18 protein-coding genes are annotated in these 21431 nt (G+C 36.4%); 7 read left to right on the top strand and 11 right to left on the bottom strand.

The genetic code is table 11. The features are described 5' to 3' along the window. Window positions 1-175 precede the first annotated feature (175 nt). Together psb28 and SAGCYANO_RS17040 are read right to left on the bottom strand one after the other, a co-directional pair. Window positions 176-511 carry a photosystem II reaction center protein Psb28 gene (gene psb28, locus SAGCYANO_RS17035; RefSeq protein ID WP_202221169.1) on the bottom strand — a complete coding sequence of 112 codons (336 nt, stop codon included), beginning with the start codon at window positions 509-511 and terminating at the stop codon, window positions 176-178. A 1076-nt stretch (window positions 512-1587) separates the two neighbouring features. Further along, window positions 1588-2604: a M48 family metallopeptidase gene (locus SAGCYANO_RS17040; RefSeq protein ID WP_202221170.1), complete on the bottom strand. Its 1017-nt coding sequence runs from the start codon at window positions 2602-2604 to the stop codon at window positions 1588-1590. Window positions 2605-3071: 467 nt separating this feature from the next. Between SAGCYANO_RS17040 and SAGCYANO_RS17045 the strand changes: the two genes are divergently transcribed. From SAGCYANO_RS17045 to SAGCYANO_RS17055, 3 genes are all read left to right on the top strand, one after another. Beyond that, a complete protein-coding gene (locus SAGCYANO_RS17045) occupies window positions 3072-4151 on the top strand; it encodes an ABC transporter ATP-binding protein (protein WP_202221171.1) in 1080 nt (359 codons plus the stop codon). A 526-nt stretch (window positions 4152-4677) separates the two neighbouring features. Next, entirely contained in the window at window positions 4678-5478 is an 801-nt protein-coding gene (locus SAGCYANO_RS17050; RefSeq protein WP_202221172.1) for an ABC transporter permease, read from the top strand. A gap of 137 nt (window positions 5479-5615) precedes the next feature. Beyond that, window positions 5616-6617 carry a hypothetical protein gene (locus tag SAGCYANO_RS17055; RefSeq protein ID WP_202221173.1) on the top strand — a complete coding sequence of 334 codons (1002 nt, stop codon included), beginning with the start codon at window positions 5616-5618 and terminating at the stop codon, window positions 6615-6617. 170 nt (window positions 6618-6787) lie between these two features. On the opposite strand, the gene SAGCYANO_RS17060 is transcribed toward SAGCYANO_RS17055, so the two are convergent. Beyond that, a complete protein-coding gene (locus tag SAGCYANO_RS17060) occupies window positions 6788-8173 on the bottom strand; it encodes a hypothetical protein (RefSeq protein WP_202221174.1) in 1386 nt (461 codons plus the stop codon). A gap of 539 nt (window positions 8174-8712) precedes the next feature. On the opposite strand from SAGCYANO_RS17060, the gene SAGCYANO_RS17065 reads away from it, so the two are divergent. Then, window positions 8713-9639: a hypothetical protein gene (locus SAGCYANO_RS17065; RefSeq protein ID WP_202221175.1), complete on the top strand. Its 927-nt coding sequence runs from the start codon at window positions 8713-8715 to the stop codon at window positions 9637-9639. A 181-nt stretch (window positions 9640-9820) separates the two neighbouring features. Continuing rightward, window positions 9821-10726, top strand: coding sequence for a hypothetical protein (locus SAGCYANO_RS17070; protein WP_202221176.1), 906 nt, complete (start codon window positions 9821-9823; stop codon window positions 10724-10726). A gap of 141 nt (window positions 10727-10867) precedes the next feature. On the opposite strand, the gene SAGCYANO_RS17075 is transcribed toward SAGCYANO_RS17070, so the two are convergent. From SAGCYANO_RS17075 to SAGCYANO_RS17085, 3 genes are all read right to left on the bottom strand, one after another. Beyond that, on the bottom strand, window positions 10868-11704 hold the full coding sequence (locus SAGCYANO_RS17075) for a hypothetical protein (protein WP_202221177.1): 837 nt from the start codon (window positions 11702-11704) through the stop codon (window positions 10868-10870). Window positions 11705-11739: 35 nt separating this feature from the next. After that, window positions 11740-11982: a hypothetical protein gene (locus SAGCYANO_RS17080; RefSeq protein WP_202221178.1), complete on the bottom strand. Its 243-nt coding sequence runs from the start codon at window positions 11980-11982 to the stop codon at window positions 11740-11742. 72 nt (window positions 11983-12054) lie between these two features. Beyond that, complete coding sequence (locus SAGCYANO_RS17085) at window positions 12055-12237, bottom strand: hypothetical protein (RefSeq protein ID WP_202221179.1); 183 nt, start codon at window positions 12235-12237, stop codon at window positions 12055-12057. A gap of 348 nt (window positions 12238-12585) precedes the next feature. Between SAGCYANO_RS17085 and SAGCYANO_RS17090 the strand changes: the two genes are divergently transcribed. After that, window positions 12586-13443 (top strand): alpha/beta fold hydrolase, encoded by an 858-nt coding sequence (locus SAGCYANO_RS17090; RefSeq protein WP_202221180.1) that lies wholly within the window; start codon window positions 12586-12588, stop codon window positions 13441-13443. Between the two features lie 258 nt (window positions 13444-13701). Here SAGCYANO_RS17090 and SAGCYANO_RS17095 read toward each other — a convergent pair whose 3' ends face one another. The 4 genes from SAGCYANO_RS17095 to SAGCYANO_RS17110 form a co-directional block, all read right to left on the bottom strand. Beyond that, window positions 13702-14355 carry a peroxiredoxin gene (locus SAGCYANO_RS17095; protein ID WP_237396260.1) on the bottom strand — a complete coding sequence of 218 codons (654 nt, stop codon included), beginning with the start codon at window positions 14353-14355 and terminating at the stop codon, window positions 13702-13704. Between the two features lie 527 nt (window positions 14356-14882). Further along, complete coding sequence (locus tag SAGCYANO_RS17100; RefSeq protein ID WP_202221182.1) at window positions 14883-15092, bottom strand: hypothetical protein; 210 nt, start codon at window positions 15090-15092, stop codon at window positions 14883-14885. Between the two features lie 70 nt (window positions 15093-15162). Beyond that, entirely contained in the window at window positions 15163-15858 is a 696-nt protein-coding gene (locus tag SAGCYANO_RS17105) for a hypothetical protein (protein ID WP_202221183.1), read from the bottom strand. A 242-nt stretch (window positions 15859-16100) separates the two neighbouring features. Beyond that, window positions 16101-17357, bottom strand: a complete 1257-nt coding sequence (locus tag SAGCYANO_RS17110) for an RNA-guided endonuclease TnpB family protein (RefSeq protein WP_202221184.1) — start codon at window positions 17355-17357, stop codon at window positions 16101-16103. Between the two features lie 153 nt (window positions 17358-17510). Here SAGCYANO_RS17110 and acs point away from each other — a divergent pair, with 153 nt between their 5' ends. Next, entirely contained in the window at window positions 17511-19478 is a 1968-nt protein-coding gene (gene acs, locus SAGCYANO_RS17115; protein ID WP_202221185.1) for an acetate--CoA ligase, read from the top strand. Window positions 19479-20294: 816 nt separating this feature from the next. Here acs and SAGCYANO_RS17120 read toward each other — a convergent pair. Then, window positions 20295-21362 carry a caspase family protein gene (locus SAGCYANO_RS17120; RefSeq protein ID WP_202221186.1) on the bottom strand — a complete coding sequence of 356 codons (1068 nt, stop codon included), beginning with the start codon at window positions 21360-21362 and terminating at the stop codon, window positions 20295-20297. Window positions 21363-21431 lie beyond the last annotated feature (69 nt).

Here is a 21431-nt window from a genome sequence, read left to right on the forward strand (position 1 = left end):
CAATTCGACAGCTCCCCTACCTGAGTCCTACCTAACTAATATGATTATATAGCGATTTGTTGCAAACATTTATCAAATTGGTATAAGACCACCTTTTTCAGAGATTTCTTTTGGGCACTCAACTTTTAGCAGTTAGCCCCAGACTCAAAAGTTACTTACTGGTCTGGGGAACGAATCAAGCCTGACTAAATTCTAAACCATGATCTTTAGCATAACGCTCCATGAACCGCATAAAGCGGTCCCAATCTTCTTTAGATTTCATCACATGAAGTCCCTCCAGCCCTTTCGGCTGACCATTAACAAATCTGGCCTTAACTTCGCGACTGGTAATTTGGCCTTCTTCATCAATCATATACATTCCTGTAATATTGTCAGTAACATCCTGACCTAAAGCCTTGGGGTCCTCAAAAATAAATGTGGCCGTCCCCTGATTACCGCTACGAGAACGGGTTAGACGTACTTCTGGTATAGCCTCTTCATCAACACCTTGAATAAATTGAATTGCACTCATCAGTATCTTTATTAATCCTTAAGAAATCGTTAAAACATTATTATAAACACAATCCGATCGAGTTTCACGAACTAAGTATATTAGTAGTCGTGCAAAATAAATTTCCTAGTTGAGAGAGGGAACAGGGAACAGGGAACAGGGAACAGGGAACAGGAAACAGGAAGTCAATAGGATGTGTAATTAATTTTGCTTATGAACTTAAAAAAGTTAAAAAACATGGATTTGGCTAAAAATTTTAAATAACAATAATTTTATATCGATTGTTTAACTCTTATTAAGAGAAAGAATTTATGAGACTATTGCTGTAAGTTGGTATTAATAAAGTTCCGATTTAATAGCTCTAAATATTTACTCAATTAAATGGTATAAATATCTTTATATTTAACTTTATAGCGATTTTCACAAAGGTAGAATACAAAACTTATGCCTTCTGCTTTTCAGTTTATCATGCTGCACAAATAGCATAGCTGTCTTTCAGCCAAAGCCTCTGTATTCTATGTTAATTAAAACTTCTATAAATAGAGTTTTTTACACATCAATTTATTATAAAAATATCTAGAATAAGGTGCAATTCACGGTCTTAATTTAATAATAATTAATAGCTAAATTTGAATCTAAACCCTATTTTACCTATTTATTTTTCAGGTTTTCTGCAAAACTAAGATATTTTCACTAAATAGGGCTTGCTGATTAAATATCAAAGCACTGACAGATATTGATTTGCTGCCTTTTTTGATCGAAAAAAGTGCGCCTGCTTCGGTCTAAAGAGCTGTATAAAGCTAGTATTTTGGGATGATTATGGCAGAAAAATCTTGGAACAATTTTTACGACTACCTCCTCAATTAATTTCCATTTCTCCTGTCTCCTGTCTCCTGTCTCCTGTCTTCCCCTCCTGGGAGGGGCTAGGGGTGGGTTGTCTCCTACCCCTACCACTCATACTTTCCATACGCAAACCCTAAATAAAGTTGCTAGCTACTATCTACTACTAAAATACAATTATTTCATAGGCATAATTGTAATCAAATAAACCTATGAATATCTATAAATATAGACCTTATTAAATTTGATAATTTTCACTAATCAAATAAACGTTCTATATCATCTCCAGAAGAACCACCGCGACTAGAATTAACTCTCAAAGATTTTCCATCTTTAGACAAATCATAACTCAAAGGTTCAGTTTGAGAAATAAGGGCTTTACCCTCTTCTGCTAGAGATGTTGCTGGAGATTTGACCATTAAATCTTTTAGGGCTTCAATACGTTTAGGTACGGCGGGATGAGTAGTATCAAATTCAGCACCTGGAGTTTGCAGCAAAACATTCATTGCTCTTAAACAACCCTCTGGTTCAAAACCTGCCTTTGCTGAATACAAATATCCCTTTTCGTCAGCTTCTAATTCTCTTTTACGGCTTTCTTCAGCCAAAGTTTGTTCTAATTCTTCTTTTTTCTGAGCGACAATTTCATTGATTTTTTCTTGGCTAGCTTTAATGCGTTGACGACTAGCAGTGCCCAAAACAGCACCACCAACTCTCCCTGCTCTGCCTCCAAATACTCTGGCTGCAGTACCCCCAATGGACATACCAGTTGCCTCTGCTTGAGCATCCTGTTTTTCTGCCAGAACTTCTTGTTGAGCCTCTTGTTCAATTTTTTCGATCAAAGCAAGTTTTTCTGGTGTGGCCAAAGCTATGTGCCTTTCAGTATGATGTGCCATTTCGTGGGCTACTACACAAGCTATGGCAGAGGCATCTCCTACAAGTTGGTCTAGGATACCGTTGTACATGGCAATCAGATTAACTTCTGTAGCAAAGGCATTGATTTCATACTTGGGCAATATGATGATTCGCCAAGGTTTTTCGTCTAGTCCATTTGCTCTAGCAATACGGTCAACCATTCGATACAGTGCGTAAAGGTCATCAGGTAATTCTTGTTTGGCCTGTTCGTATATATTTTTTGGTTCTTCGGTGTCTTTTGTCTGTTCTGTTGGGGTAGAATTTTCTGAGGAAGTAGTGTTGGCCTTAACTGATAGTTGATTGTTTGGTAGTAGGAATGTGACTACTGCTAATGTGGCTAGTATAGTTTTAATTTTTAACATAATAAGTAGTTGTGCAAAATCAATTTCCTGGTTGAGAGAGGGAACAGGGAATAGGGAATAGGGAATAGGGAATAGGGAACAGGGAACCCACCCCTAACCCCTCCCAGGAGGGGAATAATTGATAATTTCTGGATAAGATTGGAGATATATAATAAAATGTGTAATTAATTTTGCATAAGCACTTATTTAAACCTAAAGTCAAAGGAATTTTTTTGCCTAAAGTAAAGTTAGCATCTATAAAAATTTTTGTTAAAACTAAGGCAAATAATTAAAATTAAGACAATGTTGATAGTTAGTTTTGTCTTGAAAAATTCAGAATAAACTTACTGATATAAAATGGTAAATGATGATTTGATCGGATTTATAGTTAGTTAGCAAAGCTATATTTTTACCCAAGATTTGAGGTAATCTATCTATTAATAGTTTATCATTAAAAGTTTATACTTAATAGCTTATTTAAGGTCATAATGATTGAAGTTGAGAAGTTAAGCAAAATTTATGGTTCAACCTCAGCAATTAAGGAGGTATCCTTTGCTGTACAACAAGGAGAAATATTGGGATTTTTAGGTCCGAATGGCGCAGGTAAAACTACAACAATGCGGATATTAGCTGGATATTTGCCTGCTACGAGCGGCACGGCTAAAATTGCTGGTTATGATGTCCATGAAGATTCTATGGCAGTACGACAATTGATTGGTTATCTACCAGAAATTCCGCCTTTGTATCCAGAAATGACTGTGGAAAGTTTTTTATTTTTTGTGACAAGAATAAAACGTGTTCCTGCGGGCGATCGCTCTTCTAAGGTTAAGGTGGCAATGAAGAGATGTGGATTATTAGATAAGCGGAAAATATTAATTAGAAAACTTTCTAAGGGTTATAAACAAAGGGTTGGTATTGCTCAAGCTTTGGTACATGACCCGCAAGTAATTATATTAGATGAACCTACTGTTGGTCTTGACCCTAGACAAATTATTGAAGTGAGAAATTTAATTAAAAGTTTGGCTAATGACCATACGATTATTTTATCTACTCATATTTTGCCGGAAGTTAGTATGACTTGTAATCGAGTGACGATTATTAATTATGGTGAAATTGTCGCTACAGGTAGTCCTGAAGAAATGAGTAATAAATCAGCAAGTGGGTGGGGATATGAAGTAGAAATTGAGGGAGAAAATCAGGCAATGGAAACAGGATTAAAATTATTAGCTGAAGTTCCGGGGGTTCAATCTCTAGAAAAAATTAAATCAGATAATGAAAGTCGCTTCAGAATACAAATAAAATCTCAACCAGATATGGAACCAGGAAAAGAAATTGCTAATACTATAATTTCTAATGGTTTGAATTTATGCGAATTGCGCCGAACTCGTGCTAGTTTAGAAGATGTTTTCTTAGGGTTAACTACAGGTGAAGCTTCTAAAAATTCATCGATTGAGGTATCAGCAAATTCTGTCATAAATAGAGTGAATAATGACCGAAATATTGAACTTCAGAAAAATCAAAATCCTCTTCCCGATCCTTGGCAAGATGTGACAGAAACAGATGATTGAAACCAAAATTCCCCACCACAAAATTAAGTCAAAAGTCAAAAGTCAAAAGTAAGAAATTAAGAAGTAAGAAATAAGTCAAAAGTCAAAAGTCAAAAGTCAAAAGTAAGAAATTAAGAAGTAAGAAATAGGAATAAAATTATAGTGGTCAATAGGTAAGCATTTCCTGCGGACTGCTTCCCTACGGGATGCTACGCAAACGCAAACAGCCGTCAGCAATCAGCTAGCCTCCTCCGGAGGAACTGCGTTAACAGCTATTGCTTTTGGTTTAAGATAAAAGCTTTATTAATTCTCTTACTACAAAAGTTGGCTCCTTTGCCATTAAAGTCTATATTAATTCAAACACTGTCTTTAAGGAGAGAATCTTGTTGCTGATAGCTGACAGCTAATAGCTGTTTGTGCAGCATTCCGCAGGAAATGCTTACGTCAATAGGAGTCAAGGATTAAGTAAATATTTATGCTTAATATTTAACTGAGAATTTGACTCCCGATCAAGGTAAATGAAGATAATTTATAAGGATATTAAGCAATGCTAGTAGTAATTAGCAATATTTTGGCAATCTACAGAAAAGAATTACAGGGATATTTTGCATCACCATTAGCTTATGCAATTACAGGAATATTTTGGCTATTGGGAGGATATTTTTTAGTTGCTATTTTGTTAGGACCGGATGGAATTATTCAACAAATTGCGACTAGAGACCAATTAGGAATTACTGAACCGCCAGTTGATGCACCATACGAATTTTTAAAAGCTTATCTGGGTATTATGGGTTCTCTTTCTTTGTTTTTACTGCCGATGTTATCTATGAGTTTATATGCAGAAGAAAGAAAAAGAGGAACTTTGGAATTATTAGCTACTTCTCCGATTACAAACTGGGCAGTAGCAACAGGAAAATTATTAGCTGTATTAACATTTTATATTTCTATGGTATTGCCATTATTAGGGTTGGAAGCTATTGCTATTGGTGCTGCTGAACCACCTATTTCGCCAGTGTTACTTTTGTTAGGACATGGAGGTTTAATATTACTAGCTGGAGCAGTATTATCATTAGGAATGTTTATTTCTTCTTTGACAGATAGTACAATTTTGTCTGCCATTCTTACCTTTGCATTAGTATTATTTTTGTGGGTAATTGATGTTGTAGCAAATAATGTTAGTGGTCCTTTAGCAGAAGCATTAAGACATTTATCAATGTTGACACATTACACTAATATTATTCAGGGACTTGTGGATACTAGCAGTATAATTATGTTGTTGAGTTATATTGTTTTGGGAGTATTTTTAACTGCTCAATCAATTGATGCTTTAAGGTTTCAGCGGTCTTAATTAGGAAGGAAGAGGGAAGAGGGAAGAAGGAAGAAGGGAAGAAGGGAAAGAAAGGTTCGTATTCCATTAGGACTCCATAAAACAGGAGGTAATATATGAATTAGTATCCCTAATTGTATAGTTAGAGGTATAAATTTATGGTCTTATGGTCTGTAATAGTTTACGGTAGAACCAAAGAAGCAGATTATCGTTTTCTGGCCATACCTGATGATTTTGGAACAGAAGAACAGAATTGGGCACGCAAATATATTCATGGGACTACAGTGAAGCGAGAGGAGTTACCGGGGAATCCTCGTTGGTCTCTATTTAAAAATCATAAGCATTGCGTTTTCGGCGTGACTTGTATGGTTAAAGAATTGATTGGTTCCGAGCGAGGGTATGAGTATATGACCAAGGGTCCTGGGGGGCGATCGCTCCATATTTTTGTTGGTTATGTTGCTCAGATAAACGAAGATTTTAATCCATTGAAAATTTTGCCTGACTTAGAAAACCTTGAATTTTTTAAGCCTAAGTCTTTATTAATATCTTTAGAAAAATCGTGGCATCTCAAAAATTACCAATTAATTGGCAGAAAGATTGATGAATATCCTTATAACTTAGAACTAAATTATTCTAGGGTGACAGAATCTACAGGTTATACTAATAAATCTATCCCCCCGGAATTTATCCCGTGTTTAGAAGGAGAAAATAGAACTTTTATTTGCCCTGATAGTCTAGAATATAGACAGAATTTGTGGGAGAATTGCTGTAAGTTTTTTGATTATCCACATCAACATACATCCCTCTCTCTTTGTCTAGGTCTTCCTCGAAAAAAAGATGTTTTAGAAGGACCGTTTTCAAATGCCACAACTTTTGACACAACTCAAAATATAAAGTTCTCTAAGTTACCTAAACGGAATTCAAATGTTATAAATGAACCCTCGAAAATTAGAGAACCTGACAATAGAAATGCTTCTAAGACAACACATAATTCATCATATTCTATTTCCAGGAGACGTCTTCCAATTCGGATGGTATTATTAATCTCAATTTCTATTGGTTTGGTACTTTTAGTTATCTGGAACAAATATACCTTAGCTATACAAATATTTATGAGTCTATTAGTTGGTTTGTATGTACAGCACGTTTCGGGCAAATAATGTACAGGGTAAATGGTGAAAATCATGTAGTGCGGGCATCTTGCCCGCGATAGGTGAACCTTATAACAATGGGAAGCGTTGTAATAATGAATGTTTCAAAGCACTATAACTACTGTTTTATTTGAGTAATATAAAATCCACTTAATCACTAATTTAATGAGACATAACACTTAGTTAGAATTAGGATTTACTGGTATCTTAAATTGGACAGGAGTTTCTTGAAGTTCAGAAAATCCAAAACCAAAATCTATCTCTTCCCCTATCTCTGCTTCCGAACTTTTTTGGCGTTTAATTTCTTTTTGTAGCCAATTTACGAGTTGATGATAATGTTCCGGTGGTACTACCCACTCGGTATTGTTGGTGTTTCTTACAACCCATGCTCTTCTTGGTTCTCTTAGTTTGTCAATAAATACTCGGATTGGATTGTGCATATTCTCATCTGTTCTATATTTTTGTGTCAGTGCTGAATAATTAATAATATGTGGTTCTACTTCTGAAATAGCATGGTAAAAATTGTTGAGAAAATTGGAACCTTTTCCTTTCACATTCAAAGTCACCAATTCTACCGCAGCTTGCAAATCCTCGTCTTCTGCTAGAAAAGACTCTCTACCAGCATTATTTACTTTGGCAAAGGATGTTCTAACCTCTCTAATAGAACTAGCAATAGAATTAGCAACAATAGCGACAGGAGAGCGACGTTCTTCCGGTGGTACCAACTTGGTAACAATTGACGTTCCCAACATAATTGCCATCCCATCTACTCCTACTGCAATTAACAAAGCTATGAGAGCAGCTTCCTCCTGATTCTTTACTTTAAGATATGGAGCAAGTAAGGAAATTTCCGCTCCTTCATCTATGTAGTCACCACGTTTTAATTCAGGATAATTATTACGAAATTCTTGTGGTGCAGAAGATAAAGCTTCTCCATCCTTTTGCAGGATATCCTGTGGTTTCAGGTTTTCGAGATTATATTCAAACAATGGACGCAGCTCATTAACTGTTTTCTGAAAATTTTCAGCTTTAATCTCTTTCTCCAGAGCTAGCTTATCTCGTTTCCTTGCTTCCTCTCCATAACCAACAAATCCACTGTCAATACCTCTTTCTTTTTCTGCTTCGGCAATTGCTCTAAGTCTTTCAGCTTCTCGTTGTAAATCTCGAAGAGAGTCTTCCATTGGCGTATATACCTCTGAAACTAATCTGTTATGAGCTTGGATTGCCCGATCCATAGCCCGCTTTTCATTCGTTTCTTGAGCTAATTCTCCATAATAAGTAAAAAAGCTAGTATAAACACTGGCGCTAGCTAGTATGATAATCGCCAACCATTTGCGTAAGGGAGTACGCTTTGCTGTTAATCCAGCTTGTAAAAGGAATAACATTAGTTGAACAGCACCACCAACAGTCCAAGCTAAATATATTGGTAATATTTGCATCGCTCCCAAGATAGTTGTGGCACCGCTACCAAAGTTAAAAAATGTCAGTACAACCATTAAGAGTGTATCGCGCTCTTCTTGGGGTTGATTTTTACGACCAGAGCGACGTCGAGGGATATTTGTCATAATTAGTTTATTTTTTTTTCTGATATTAAAACAATTATAATATTGAGGCTCTTAACAATAGAAATCTCCATAAAAGAGGGAATAGGGAACAGAAAGTAAGAATTGATTATTTATGGATAATAATTGATTTTGTTTTTGATTTTCGGAGATATCTAAATAGATATCTATCAAAATTATCAATCCTTTTTCAAACCTTTGTAAGATGTTGAATTTAACGCTCCTAGATTCTTTTTTGGAAATGCCTACCTACTTAATTTTAATGGTAATATCCCAGATTTAACAATCAATTATCAAAATAATATGGGTCTAAAACCCCGCCTTGATTGGCGAAATATTTTTGGAGAGTTGCTCAAATCCCCGTTACAAAAATAACTTCTGACTTGTGACTTCTGACTTTGTTAAAGCAGTTCCGATGATAGAAGAAAGGGGGTGTATATTTCCTCTCTTCTTGCAGAATAGGTCTTCATTCGAAAACTCCATAAAACAGTAGATAATATATGAAATGATGTCCCTAATTGTAGAGTTAGAGGTATAAATTTATGGAGTCATGGTCTGTAATAGTTTACGGTAGAACTAAAGAAGCAGATTATCGTTTTCTGGCCATCCCTGATGATTTTGGAACAGAAGAACAGAATTGGGCACGCAAATATATTCATGGGACTACAGTGTATCGAGAGAAGTTACCGGGGAGTCCTCGTTGGTCCCTATTTAAAAATCATAAGCATTGTGTTTTTGGCGTAACTTGTATGGCTAAAGAATTGATTGGTTCCGAGCGAGGGTATGAACATATGGCCAAGGATGGTGGTGGCCGACCACTCCATATTTTTGTTGGTTATGTTGCTCAGATCAACAGATATTTTAATCCATTGAAAATTTTGCCTGATTTAGAAGACATTGAATTTTTTAAGTCTGAGGATTTATTCACATCTTTAGAAAAATCATGGCATCTCAAAGATTACCAAATAATTAACAGAAATATTGATAAATATCCTTATAAATTAGAACTAACAGAATCTATAGGTCATATTGATGTCTTTAATAAATTTATCCCCCCAAACTTTATCCCATGCTCAGAAGGAGAAAATCAAGCTTTTATTTGCCCTGACAATCTAGAGAATAGACAAAAATTGTGGGAAAACTGTTGTAAGTTTTTTGATGCTCCACATAAATATATACCTCTATCTCTTTGCCTGGGTCTTCCCCAAAACAAAGATGTTTTAGAAGGACCATTCTCAAATGCCACAACTTATAAATCTGATGTAACTCAACACATAAAGTTATCTAAGTTACCTAAACGGAATTCAAAAGTTAAAAATGATTCTTCTAATATTCCAGAAATTTACAACAGAAATGCTTCCAAAAGTAATTCACTTGAAACTCTTATAAAAAGATTATTACATTCTATTTCCTGGAGACGTGTAGTTGGGATATCATTCATCTTAGCTGTTATTTTTTTATACTCTTAGTTATCTGGAAAAACTATAAATTAGCTATAGGTATAGTTATGAGTCTATTAATTGGTTTTTATCTAGGAATAATATTTGACCACATTACAACTAAAGATTCAAGAACTTCAATAACTAAAAATAAAAACCGTCGTTGATATTCAAATTTCCAAATATCATTAGTTGAATTAAGAAGAGCAAAATGTCTGAGAAAATTAAAATTCTAATGCTAGGAGATAAGGATTCAGGCAAAACCTGCTTTATGGTAGGAATGTATACAGCTATTCAAGATAGCAGTACATTCAGTCTCAAGGCAACCGATCCAGATGAAGGCATTCGACTAACTGTTTTATGGTCAGCAATTGTGGACGGAACTGGTGGTGAACGTTGGCCTCCAGGTAGCGATAAACCTGAAATTTACAACTTTGAACTTTGCTATGCATACAAACCATTAATAGAATTTGAATGGCTGGACTACCGTGGTGGTTCTATGTTAGATCTATCTAGTAACGACGATGATGTGAGAACACTTAGAGATTATGCTACTGAATCTAGTGGCTTTTTCTTCTGTATATCAGGTAAATATTTAAAAGATCCAGTTACTGATGCTAATCTGCAAAAGATTGCAATTGAAAGTAAAGCTAACCTTATGGGTAAGTATCTTCAATATTTGAGTATTGATAGAAGACCAGCTCGAAAAAAATCTTTTCCAATTATTATTATTGTTACTCAGTATGACTATTGTTATCGTAGAGACAAAAGAGAATTAATGGAAGATGTCAAAAGAATGTTTCCTCCTCTGTTTGCTCCCAATTCTGGTTGGTTAGTAATGATATGTCCAATTACTTTAGGTAAGGAGCTTGCTCAAGACAAAGATAATGGAAAAATTGAACCTAAAAATCTTGATGTTCCTGTAGCTTTTGTCTTATATTGTATCCTGACAGAACAAGCGCGATCGCAGAAGCAAGAATTCAGAAAAATCGACGATCAACTTTACATTCTAGAAAGTAGTAATCTAATTAAGAAATGGATTAATAGAGTTAAAATTAGGGCGCTGAATGAAAAGTTAGGAAAAGCGGATATACAACTAAAAAAACTATACAAATGATAAATATACTAGCTAGAGAACAAGATTTAAGTAGTACAGATATTTATTTAAGTGGAAAAAAGATTCAAATTGATTTGAATTAATTTTAGTAGTCGTCCAAAATAAGTTGACTAATCGAAAATAGCAACAAGCAATAAGGGATTAATCTATTCCCCACATATCTTTTTTTCCTTTGGATTTTCCATCTTTGGGTTCTTGCAACTTAGATAACTTCTTTTTCACATCTGATAACTCTTGATTTAACTGTTCTATTTTAGACACAAAATTTTTCCTTTCTCCCTCCAATCTCTCCTTTTCAGTTTGCAAGTGAAAAGATTTGTAATGAGATAAGTTTAACTGCTCTTCTAATTCTTTTTTCTGAGTTTGTAAGTCAGAATATTGTTGATTTAACCCTTCTATTTGGGATAAAAATACTCTATTTTCTGCCTCCAATTTATCTATTTTACTTTGCATTAGGGAACGATTATGCTCTGAATTTTTTAATTCCTTTTCTAATTCTTCTTCCTGAGTTTGTAAGTCATAATATTGTTGAATTACCCCTTCTATTCGGCATAAAATTCCTTTGTTTTCTGCCTCCAATTTGTCTATTATACTTTGCAGCAGGGAGCGATTATACTCTGAATTTTCTAATTGCTCTTCTAATTCTTTTTTCTGAGTTTGTAAGTCAGATTGTAGTTGATTTAACCATTGTGTTTGAGACAAAAGTCCTCTATTTTGTACCTCCAATTCTACTCTTTTTAACCGTGCCTCAGATAATTGAAATTGTAGTTGAGAGAGTTCAGATTTATATTGCCCTAATTGAGATTCCATTTTCTGCCATAATTTCCTAGCCCAATAAATTTTCTCCTCTTCTCTCTGAGCAAAATACTCTGGCAATTGAAAACCTATCGGATATGGAGTTAAATCCCAACCACAAGTAGAACAATAATTAACCTTTCCTGTTGTAAATTTAGTATCACATATGGGGCATTGTTCCATACTATTTAATTTTTTCTATGAGTTAATTATATTATTTATAATAGTTGCTCTTTGCAAAATAAAGCCTCATCCACCACAGCAAACCATTGTTTCTGTAATTCCTTTTGTTCTTCTAACTCCTGAAATTGTGACCAACTTTGAAAATTCCTCAAATCTCTCGATGCAGCAGACATATATTTTTTGTCTAAATTTTTCATATTTGTTGTCAGATAATCAAGCACTTTTTCCATAACTTGATTTGCTGCATTTGAATTTTTGCAGTTATACCAATTCTCCATGAAGTTGCGCTTAATAAAAGATAATAGCTATTAGTAAAATTCAAGTTTTGGTAAGAATTATTAAGCGCATTGTTACAGAGAAATGGTATTAGCTTTCAAACATTGTTTAACATGGATTCCTTTCCTGGGCATAGTATTCTCAAAATCCAGAGATAACTGTTCATTTTCCCCATCCTGATTTAGTAACATAAAAACCCATTCTTTCAAAGGAAGTTTGTCTTTCAAAGCTTGAGAAGCTACATCATATAAATTCACATCTTCCTTCCGTAAAAAATTCCCCGTTCCTTTTTTCCCTGGTCTCCGAATCAACAGAATAAAATCAATTTAATATCATAAATTCAAAGCCTCCGTCCCCGTGTCTCCGTGTCCCCGTGTCTATCGAGAATGAAACAGCCTTGCCTCCTGGGAGCGGTTAGGGGTGGGTCCCCACACTTACCACCCTCCCCATCGCTCTGCACCATTTAAGGTATGTCAGTCCAGTAGATGATGGTTGACTCTACTCAGTTTGTTTAAAGTGTAATTACTCAGTAAGATTGAGATTGCTTCGGAAGATAAAATAAAAAGCCAAAGCTAGCTACAGTAACTTGAGAAACACTTTTAATTATGGTTCATACTCGCAAAACTTTAAATTTACCTGAGATTCAACTTTCTTACTTGGAGTGGCAACCAGAAGAAAGTCAAGAGAAAAAACAGCCACTTTTGTTATTACATGGTTTGGCAGATTTGGCTTTAGTTTGGTCAAGTTTAGGAGATTATTTAGCTGATAAATATCATATTGTTGCACCAGATATGCGTGGTCATGGAGAAAGTGGAAAACCAGAAAGTGGGTATACTTTTGAGAAAACAATTACTGATTTAGAAGCTCTCATGGAGCATTTAAATTGGTCTGATGCTCATATTTTAGGTCATTCTTGGACGGGAAAATTAGCTTGTATTTGGGCAGGAAAAAATCGAGAAAGATTTAAAAGTATGATGTTGATAGATCCTATTTTTATTGGCAAAATGCCAGGATTAATTAAAGTTACTTTTCCTATTCTTTATCGGACTTTAGAAACTCTTAAAGGTATGGGTCCATTTGATAGTTTTGCTGAGGCAGAAGCTCAGGCAAAGCAGTTAGGAAAATATGCAGGTTGGAGTGAATTGCAACAGATAGTATTTAAGGAAAGTCTTGAAGAAAAATCTGATGGTAAGTGGGGAAGTAAATTTGTGATTCCGGCACGGGATGAAATATTTGAAGAAGTGATGCGAGTTCCTGGTTTAACAGAATATATTGATGTGCCGACTTTGTTTATTCAACCGGAAAAAGGTGTAAATAGAAGTGAGTTGCAAATTAAGCCTTATCGGAAATATTTAAGGAATTTGAAAATGGAAAAAGTTCTAGGAAATCATTGGGCATTTTTGGTAGAGCCAGAAAAATTTAATCAGACTGTTGGGAATTTTTTAGAGTTTTTTGAAATCTGAAAAAAATCAGCAGTAAATTGAGGTAGGATAATGTCTAACTAGGCTTAAAGTCTAGAATCAAATATCTTATCTTTCTTAAATATTAAATTTGTTTTGGAAATAAATAATGAGCTTTAAAAATATGTATAGTACTACGCAATTAAGTTAGGACAATACTAAATGCTGAAAATAGGTCAGAGATTACTTTTGACTTTTGACTTCTAACTTGCCCGTAGCGCTATAATTGCTATGTCTGTTAAGCTGATTATTGACTAACTATTACACAAGATTATTTCGTAACCAATCAATTACATCATCAGGATTTCTATCAGGTGGGAATACTGGATAAAAAACTTTGATAATTTTTCCTGCTTGTGCAATTAATGTAACTCTTTTGAGTAGTTGCTTTCCTTCTATTTCAAATATTGGCAATTTTAACGCTTGGGAAAAGTTTAAATCACTATCACTCAGAAGTTCAAAAGGTAAATGAAGTCGCTTTGCTGCTTCTATCTGATATTCAGTTTTTTGTGTACTGAGGCCAAATACTTGCACTTTGAGCTCTGTTATTTCTTGGTGGTGGTCTCGAAAAGCACATGATTGAGGGGTACATCCTCTTGCTCCAGGAATTTTGTCCCATTGTTCGGGTAGTAGAATACCTGGTTGAGCAGTCATTGGATAACAGTAAATAACGACGTAACCTGAAATTTTAGATAAATCTACATATCTATTATGGGTTGAAGGTAAAGTAAGCGATGGCAAAAACAAACCTTGCAGGTGATTACAAGTTCCATCATCTACTGGGATAGGAAGATTTGCAGGTAATTCTGTAAAATTGCTCATAATATCAAATCCGGTAGCATCGGTGTAATTAGATGGGAGGATGGGGGGATGGGGAGATGGAGAAATATTTGGTAATCGTTGAAGATGGAACATTTTTTACGTGCCGAATTAAACGGATTTGATATAAAATCTCCATTTTAGGTGTGACATTTTTTACATATAGCAGTAGCTATAGCTGTTAGAATGATCTAAAAAAAGGTTAGGACATATCAAAAGCTTAAAAATCAAACAACGCCAGATTTTTTCTTCTTCCTTCTCTCCTAGATAACTAATCGCCTAGATAACTAAAACCTTCTTCCTTGTGCTATAGAACATATCAAAAGCCTAAAACCTAGAGTGTTAGATGATTTTTCCTTCTACGTTTGAGGGATAGTATCTTCATTTTTCTGAACGATCGCTCTTCATCTCCATCACAAAATATAAAGGCGATCGCTCATATAGCAGTGGAAGGAAAGGGCGCAGACATATCAAAAGCTTAAAGCTCAAACAACGCCAGTGTTTCCCTCTTCCTTCTTCTTTCTTTCTTCTGCTATACCATCTTAAATGTATAGTTCAGTCATTGTTATTGTTTCTCCAATTCTTTTTGACTTTTGTCTTTTAACTTTTGACTTGTTGGAAACTTATGAATTTATCGGTAACTTTTCACTTAATTCCTGTTCATCTTCACCCCATTTTTCCAGCCAATCTCCATCAATATTTTCCACGTATAAATTGACATGATTTATTCCCCAAGTTAGTCGGTCTTCTTGTAATTGTTGAGCCTCTTGGAGAGCGTGCCAAACTTTTTCTAAACGTTCTTTATTTGACAGAGTTTTGCTAATTGTTACCATGTATCCTGCCTAGTATTAAAATCTGTACTTTGATGTGCAAGTTGAAATGTAATAGAAATTTGCTCAATTCCTATCTAAAACAAAATTTAATATATTTAGCCTCAGTTAAATGTTTGCTGTTATGCAGAACAAGATTTACTAATTGAATAACTGAGCGGTCCTGTCCGGGATTATAACTAACAAAAATACCCCTTCTAATTCTCCATTGCTGTAGTGTATCTTTCCATTCTTTATACTTATGATTACATAATTCTCCGGACATAGTAGTAATTTGAACACAGAGAGGCTTACCTGTGCTACTACTCACAATTACATCTGTTGCCATAGACAAATCTGCGATATAACGATGAACAACACACCCGTCACGACTTTTTATCTGACGAGCAACAGATTTTAGTATATCGGCATCTTCTTGATTAAATTCCCCCGATCTTAACTTTTGTTTCCATATATAGAATTTACGGTCGTTTTCATTAAACCATTTTGGAAAAAGATTTTCATACCAGTACCTTACTGGTGATGGAAGATGACTTAAAAATAGTTGCCTTTCTTCGTTTGTTAAGGATTGCAATTTCAACCAAAATTCTCCATCCTTAATTAATTCTAACAAAAATCCTACTAAGACTCCTTTCTGCATTAATAAGCCTGGCCTAATATCCTTAATCCAGCGTGTTACTTCATCTAACCTCTGGGCTAACGCAGGTTCAGTTGACGAGGCAAGACAGCTAAGTTGTTTTAGCTTAGGCTCAATTTCTCCTGCTTGCAATCATCCTCCTACGTTAAGACCCGTCTTAAGACTTTGTAAAAAAGGTTTTTATATCACAATAAATATTGTAGCTCTTTTTGAACACTATAAAGAGCTATATACTTTCATGCAACAAAGCCATTCTAAATTCTAAATTCTAAATTCTAAATTCTTGAACCCCTACAAATCTTAAACTCAACTTAAAAAAAATAAAGATTCTGATGTTCATTCTAAGTCCACATTGACATCCTCCCGACGCTGCTCTAAGAGACAGCGTGGGATTCCTTAACATCACTGTTAGGGGCTTTCTGTTTCTTAGCACCAGCCTTGCGGGATTTACTCCCAGAAGGTCTTATGGTCGCTCCACAGACTGACACTGCGAGTCCCGCAGCCTTCTTGGTGGGCGTTCCCTTGCGTCTTACGCCGACGCGGGTTCCCATCCGCAAAATGTTTATACTTGCGTTTATGTCCCTGTCATGGTGACTACCACATTCAGGACAATCCCACTCTCTAATATTTAGAGATAATTTCTCCACTACATGACCACAATTAGAGCAACCCTTAGAAGAAGGGAAATATCTGTCAATCTTGATTAATTTCCGTCCATACCATTCTGCTTTGTATTCTAATTGCCTAACTAATTCGGACCAACTGGCATCACTTATTGCTCTAGCTAATTTGTGATTCTTGACCATATTTTTTACTACCAAATCCTCAACCACTATCGTTTGGTTTTCTCTGATTAGTTGAGTAGTCAGCTTATGGATATAATCAAGCCTTGAATCTTTAATTTTTGCGTATATCTTGGCTAAAATCAGCCTAGCTTTTTGATAGTTATTTGATCCTTTAGTTTTCCTAGATAGAGACTTTTGAGCTAGCCTCAGTTTTTTGTGTAATTTGTTTATATTTTTAGGGTTAGTAACTTTTTCTCCATCACTGGTAGTAACTAAACTGGTAATTCCTAAATCAATACCAACTTGTTTGCTTACTGGGTTCAGCTTTAAATCTCTAGGGTCATTGACTCTCAGAGACACTGACCATCTGCCGGAGGGGTCAAGTTTCACTGTAATCGTACTTGGTACACAGCTTTGGGGTATTTGCCTACTCCATCTGATCGGTAATGGTTCAGCACATTTAGCTAGATAGACTTGACCATCTTTCCACTTGAACGCTGATTTTGTAAATTCAGCACTACCACCATTACGCTTTTTCTTAAAGTTGGGATATTTGGCACGTCCACTAAAGAAGTTGGTGAATGCTGTTTGTAGATGTCTTAAGCCTTGCTGCAATGGAACACTGCTGACTTCTGTGAGGAAATCTAAATCTTCTTGTTTTTTCCAGTTCGTCAGCATAGCAGAAGTTTGCTTATACCCTACTCGCTCTTTATTTTCATACCAAGCTTGAGTCCTGGCTGCTAAGGCTTTATTGTATATTAAACGCACACAACCCAAAGTCCTCCGCAACAAGTTTTCTTGTTCTGGAGTTGGGTAGAACCTAAATTTGTACGCTTTTTCGACCATCTACATATTTAATTGTTGTAAGACTTATATTTTAGCATATTATATGTAAAACCGCAACATTGATTGGTTTTCCCATACGACGCTCCCCTGCGGGAGAGCGTGGGTCTTCAACCAACGTTGAGATAATTATTAGCAGTAACTACAAATACAAAAATGTCACAACCTACTATTGAATCAATCCTACAAGAAAAACGCCTTTTTCCCCCACCGACAGAATTTGCTCAAAAAGCACATATTAAAAGTATAGAAGAATATAAACAACTCTACGAAAAGGCTAAGGCTGACCCAGAAGCATTTTGGGCAGAACTAGCTGAAACAGAATTAGACTGGTTCCAGAAATGGGACAAAGTCCTTGACTGGCAACCTCCTTTTGTCAAATGGTTTGTTAATGGCAAAATTAACATTTCCTATAACTGTCTCGACCGTCATCTTACCACCTGGCGACGTAACAAAGCAGCCCTCATTTGGGAAGGAGAACCCGGAGACTCTCGCACCCTTACATACGCCCAACTGCATCGGGAAGTTTGCCAGATGGCTAACGTTTTTAAACAATTGGGAGTGAAAAAAGGCGATCGCGTGGGTATCTATATGCCGATGATTCCTGAAGCGGCCATTGCTATGTTGGCCTGTGCAAGAATAGGCGCTCCCCACACTGTTGTTTTTGGGGGTTTTAGCGCTGAAGCTCTCAAAGACAGACTGGTTGATGCTGAGGCTAAATTAGTAGTCACTGCCGATGGTGGTTGGCGAAAAGATGCCATTGTTCCGCTCAAAGAGCAAGTAGACAAAGCTCTAGTCGCAGGTGCCCCCACTGTGGAAAATGTGCTAGTGGTTAAACGCACTGCTCAACAAATTCACATGGAACCTGGGCGCGACCATTGGTGGCACGATGTCCAAAAAGGTGCTTCTGGGGAATGTCCAGCGGAACCGATGGATAGTGAAGATATGCTATTTATTCTGTACACCAGTGGAACTACTGGCAAACCTAAAGGTGTTGTACACACCACAGGTGGTTATAATCTCTATACTCATGTTACTAATAAGTGGGCGTTCGACCTGCAAGATACAGACGTATATTGGTGTACTGCGGATGTAGGTTGGATTACTGGTCATAGTTATATTGTTTATGGTCCTCTTTCCAATGGTGCCACTAGCCTAATGTATGAAGGCGCACCAAGAGCTTCTAATCCTGGTTGTCTGTGGGATGTGGTAGAAAAATATGGCGTTACTATTTTTTATACTGCTCCTACTGCTATCCGAGCATTAATGAAAATGGGAGAACATCATCCCAATTCTAGAAATCTTTCTTCTTTGCGGTTGTTAGGAACAGTGGGAGAACCAATTAACCCTGAAGCTTGGATTTGGTATAACCGTGTTATTGGTGGCGATCGCTGTCCGATAGTTGATACTTGGTGGCAAACTGAAACGGGTGGGTTTATGATTACTCCTTTACCTGGTGCTACTTCGACTAAACCTGGTTCGGCGACTTTGCCTTTCCCTGGCATTATTGCTGATATTGTTAATCAGGAGGGTGAATCTGTGGATGGTAATAATGGTGGTTATTTGGTGATTAAGCATCCTTGGCCAGGAATGATGCGGACTGTTTATGGAGATGACGATCGTTTCCGTCGTACTTATTGGGAGTATTTACGTCCGAAGAGTGGAGAGTATATTTATTTTGCTGGTGATGGTGCCCACAAAGACGACGATGGTTATTTTTGGGTGATGGGTCGTGTTGATGATGTGATTAATGTCGCTGGTCATCGTTTGGGTACTATGGAGGTAGAGTCGGCGTTGGTTTCTCACCCTGCTGTTGCTGAGGCGGCAGTTGTTGGTAAACCTGATGAGGTTAAGGGTGAGGATATTGTGGCTTTTGTGACTTTAGAAGGCGATCGCGAACCAAATGAGGATTTGGAGAAGGAGTTGAAGCAGCACGTTGTTCAGGAAATTGGAGCGATCGCTCGTCCTGGTGATATTCGCTTTACTGAGGATTTGCCTAAGACTCGTTCTGGTAAGATTATGCGGAGGTTGTTACGGTCTCTGGCGGCGGGTCAGGAAATTGCTGGGGATACTTCAACGTTACAAGACCGGAGTGTATTAGATAAGTTACGGGGGGGAGCTTAGGGAATTTAGAATTTAGAATTTAGAATTTAGAATTTAGAATTTAGAATTCAGAATTTAGAATTCAGAATTTAGAATTTAGAATTCAGAAGTCAGAAGTGAGTGTGTAACTCTGAGGTTGCCTACGGCGCTTTTCTAGTGCGGAAATGATTCCGCACACATCGCCTTCAGAATGTAAGACACACTTTATTACGGTCAGAAGTTACAGCAGGTTCCACCTTGGTGAGGTACACCCCGAAGCGAGCAAGATGCTCGCACTGGGAACATTTAATTTTTCATATCTGTACTTCATATACTTGGAATTTGCTGTATATCATGTCTGGATAATTAGTGATAAAAAAACTGGTGGTGGTGCATTGTCATGGTAGTGCATTGCATTATTTTTGTTACGAGAACAGTGGGAGCATCTTGCTCCCGTGCCAAGCATCCCTTGCTCCTGTGCCAAACATCCCTTGTTCCTTGTATACCATTACGCGAGCAGGACTAGCAAAAAACTTTCTCTTTCTTCTTCTTTCTTCCCTCCTGACTCCTGACTCCTTATTGGGTGTGTTGAAGCGCACCCTTTAAATTTGCAATATAAATCTGGCGAGCATCAAAAATAAAATCAATTATCGTGCATAAATCATCAATTATTTCCCCCCTACTCCCTACTCCCTACTCCCTACTCCCTCTTTTCAGGAGAGGTCTAATAGAGAACCAGGTTCAACGATACCTTTAACTTTTGCAGTTCCCACCAAACCATCACGAGATTCAAACATTAATTTAGCAGCAGATTTTTCTTTTGAATTCACAACATTAAATACAGCACCTGTTGTTAATTCAGAGATTTTTTTTCACATCTAATCCTCCTAACCAAATTTGAGCTTTATCGCCCTTAATTTCTGTAACTACTGCATTAGCAACAGGACTGGAATTTTCAGTCAAATATATGCCTTGACTATCTAATTTAGTACCTTTCTTAACTTCATACAGTGAGTTCTGTTTTAACCTAGGAGGAATTTGTCGATTAACATAAGCGATCGCCTCTTTTGGTGTAGCTGTTTCTTGCCATAAATATAGTGTAAATAAATAGCTAAAAATTCCGGCATAAAAATCAATAATTTTCCGTTCTTGCGCCAGTTGAAAAGGTTTAGCAGAAGCAAAGAAAACTCCTTTTGCTACACCACTTTGATAAGCTTTCACAAACTCATCCTTAGACATACCCAATCGAGATAACCATTTTTCTTGATAAGCCTTTTCTTGAGGAGCAATTTCTATTTTCTTTCCACCAGCACGAGAACGAACAATAAAATCTCTAGTTGTCATTCCTGAAAAACAACTATCAAGAACTCCGGTGAAATTTTCTGTCTTTAAAGCTGATGTGAGTAGAAACAAAGTATGCCCCATAATATCATCAACTACACCACCAATATCGGGATCGGGAAAAGAACTATCCACTGGAACTAATGTACCACTTAAACCACTACCATCCATCAAAGAAGTCTTGATAATAGGATTAGGGTCTCTAACGCGGGAACCATGACCTGAATAGTGAAAAACTACCACATCTCCTGGTTTTGCTTGTTTAATTAAATGTTCTTCAAATGCTTCTAAAATTCCTTGGCGAGTTGCTTTTTCATCAGTAACAATATAGATATCTTTCGGATTAAAACCAAAGCGGTGAATTAATAGATGACGTTGCATTTCTGTATCATTTACACAACCTCTTAAAGGTGCTGTTTGATATGTATTAATTCCTACTAAAAGAGCAAGTTTTCGTGGGGTACTTTGAGCTAATACTTTGCCATAATTTTCGGCTTGGGAGAGAAATTTCAATTGACTTATGCCAAGGGTGGCAAGTATTGAACTAGCAAATTGGAAAAAATGGCGGCGAGATATAGGAGACATTTTGAATAATTCCTTATTTCTAGGTTTTGTTAAAATTTTCGACTAACAGGACTTATGCACGTACAGTAA

The sequence above is a fragment of the Okeania sp. KiyG1 genome (assembly GCF_014132355.1).
Lineage (GTDB): Bacteria > Cyanobacteriota > Cyanobacteriia > Cyanobacteriales > Microcoleaceae > Okeania.

Bases quoted from the DNA above. Each gene is read 5' to 3' on its own strand.
- psb28 (WP_202221169.1), bottom strand. From the start codon at position 511: ATGAGTGCAATTCAATTTATTCAAGGTGTTGATGAAGAGGCTATACCA.
- SAGCYANO_RS17040 (WP_202221170.1), bottom strand. From the start codon at position 2,604: ATGTTAAAAATTAAAACTATACTAGCCACATTAGCAGTAGTCACATTC.
- SAGCYANO_RS17045 (WP_202221171.1), top strand. From the start codon at position 3,072: ATGATTGAAGTTGAGAAGTTAAGCAAAATTTATGGTTCAACCTCAGCA.
- SAGCYANO_RS17050 (WP_202221172.1), top strand. From the start codon at position 4,678: ATGCTAGTAGTAATTAGCAATATTTTGGCAATCTACAGAAAAGAATTA.
- SAGCYANO_RS17055 (WP_202221173.1), top strand. From the start codon at position 5,616: ATGGTCTTATGGTCTGTAATAGTTTACGGTAGAACCAAAGAAGCAGAT.
- SAGCYANO_RS17060 (WP_202221174.1), bottom strand. From the start codon at position 8,173: ATGACAAATATCCCTCGACGTCGCTCTGGTCGTAAAAATCAACCCCAA.
- SAGCYANO_RS17065 (WP_202221175.1), top strand. From the start codon at position 8,713: ATGGAGTCATGGTCTGTAATAGTTTACGGTAGAACTAAAGAAGCAGAT.
- SAGCYANO_RS17070 (WP_202221176.1), top strand. From the start codon at position 9,821: ATGTCTGAGAAAATTAAAATTCTAATGCTAGGAGATAAGGATTCAGGC.
- SAGCYANO_RS17075 (WP_202221177.1), bottom strand. From the start codon at position 11,704: ATGGAACAATGCCCCATATGTGATACTAAATTTACAACAGGAAAGGTT.
- SAGCYANO_RS17080 (WP_202221178.1), bottom strand. From the start codon at position 11,982: ATGGAGAATTGGTATAACTGCAAAAATTCAAATGCAGCAAATCAAGTT.
- SAGCYANO_RS17090 (WP_202221180.1), top strand. From the start codon at position 12,586: ATGGTTCATACTCGCAAAACTTTAAATTTACCTGAGATTCAACTTTCT.
- SAGCYANO_RS17095 (WP_237396260.1), bottom strand. From the start codon at position 14,355: ATGTTCCATCTTCAACGATTACCAAATATTTCTCCATCTCCCCATCCC.
- SAGCYANO_RS17100 (WP_202221182.1), bottom strand. From the start codon at position 15,092: ATGGTAACAATTAGCAAAACTCTGTCAAATAAAGAACGTTTAGAAAAA.
- SAGCYANO_RS17110 (WP_202221184.1), bottom strand. From the start codon at position 17,357: ATGGTCGAAAAAGCGTACAAATTTAGGTTCTACCCAACTCCAGAACAA.
- acs (WP_202221185.1), top strand. From the start codon at position 17,511: ATGTCACAACCTACTATTGAATCAATCCTACAAGAAAAACGCCTTTTT.
- SAGCYANO_RS17120 (WP_202221186.1), bottom strand. From the start codon at position 21,362: ATGTCTCCTATATCTCGCCGCCATTTTTTCCAATTTGCTAGTTCAATA.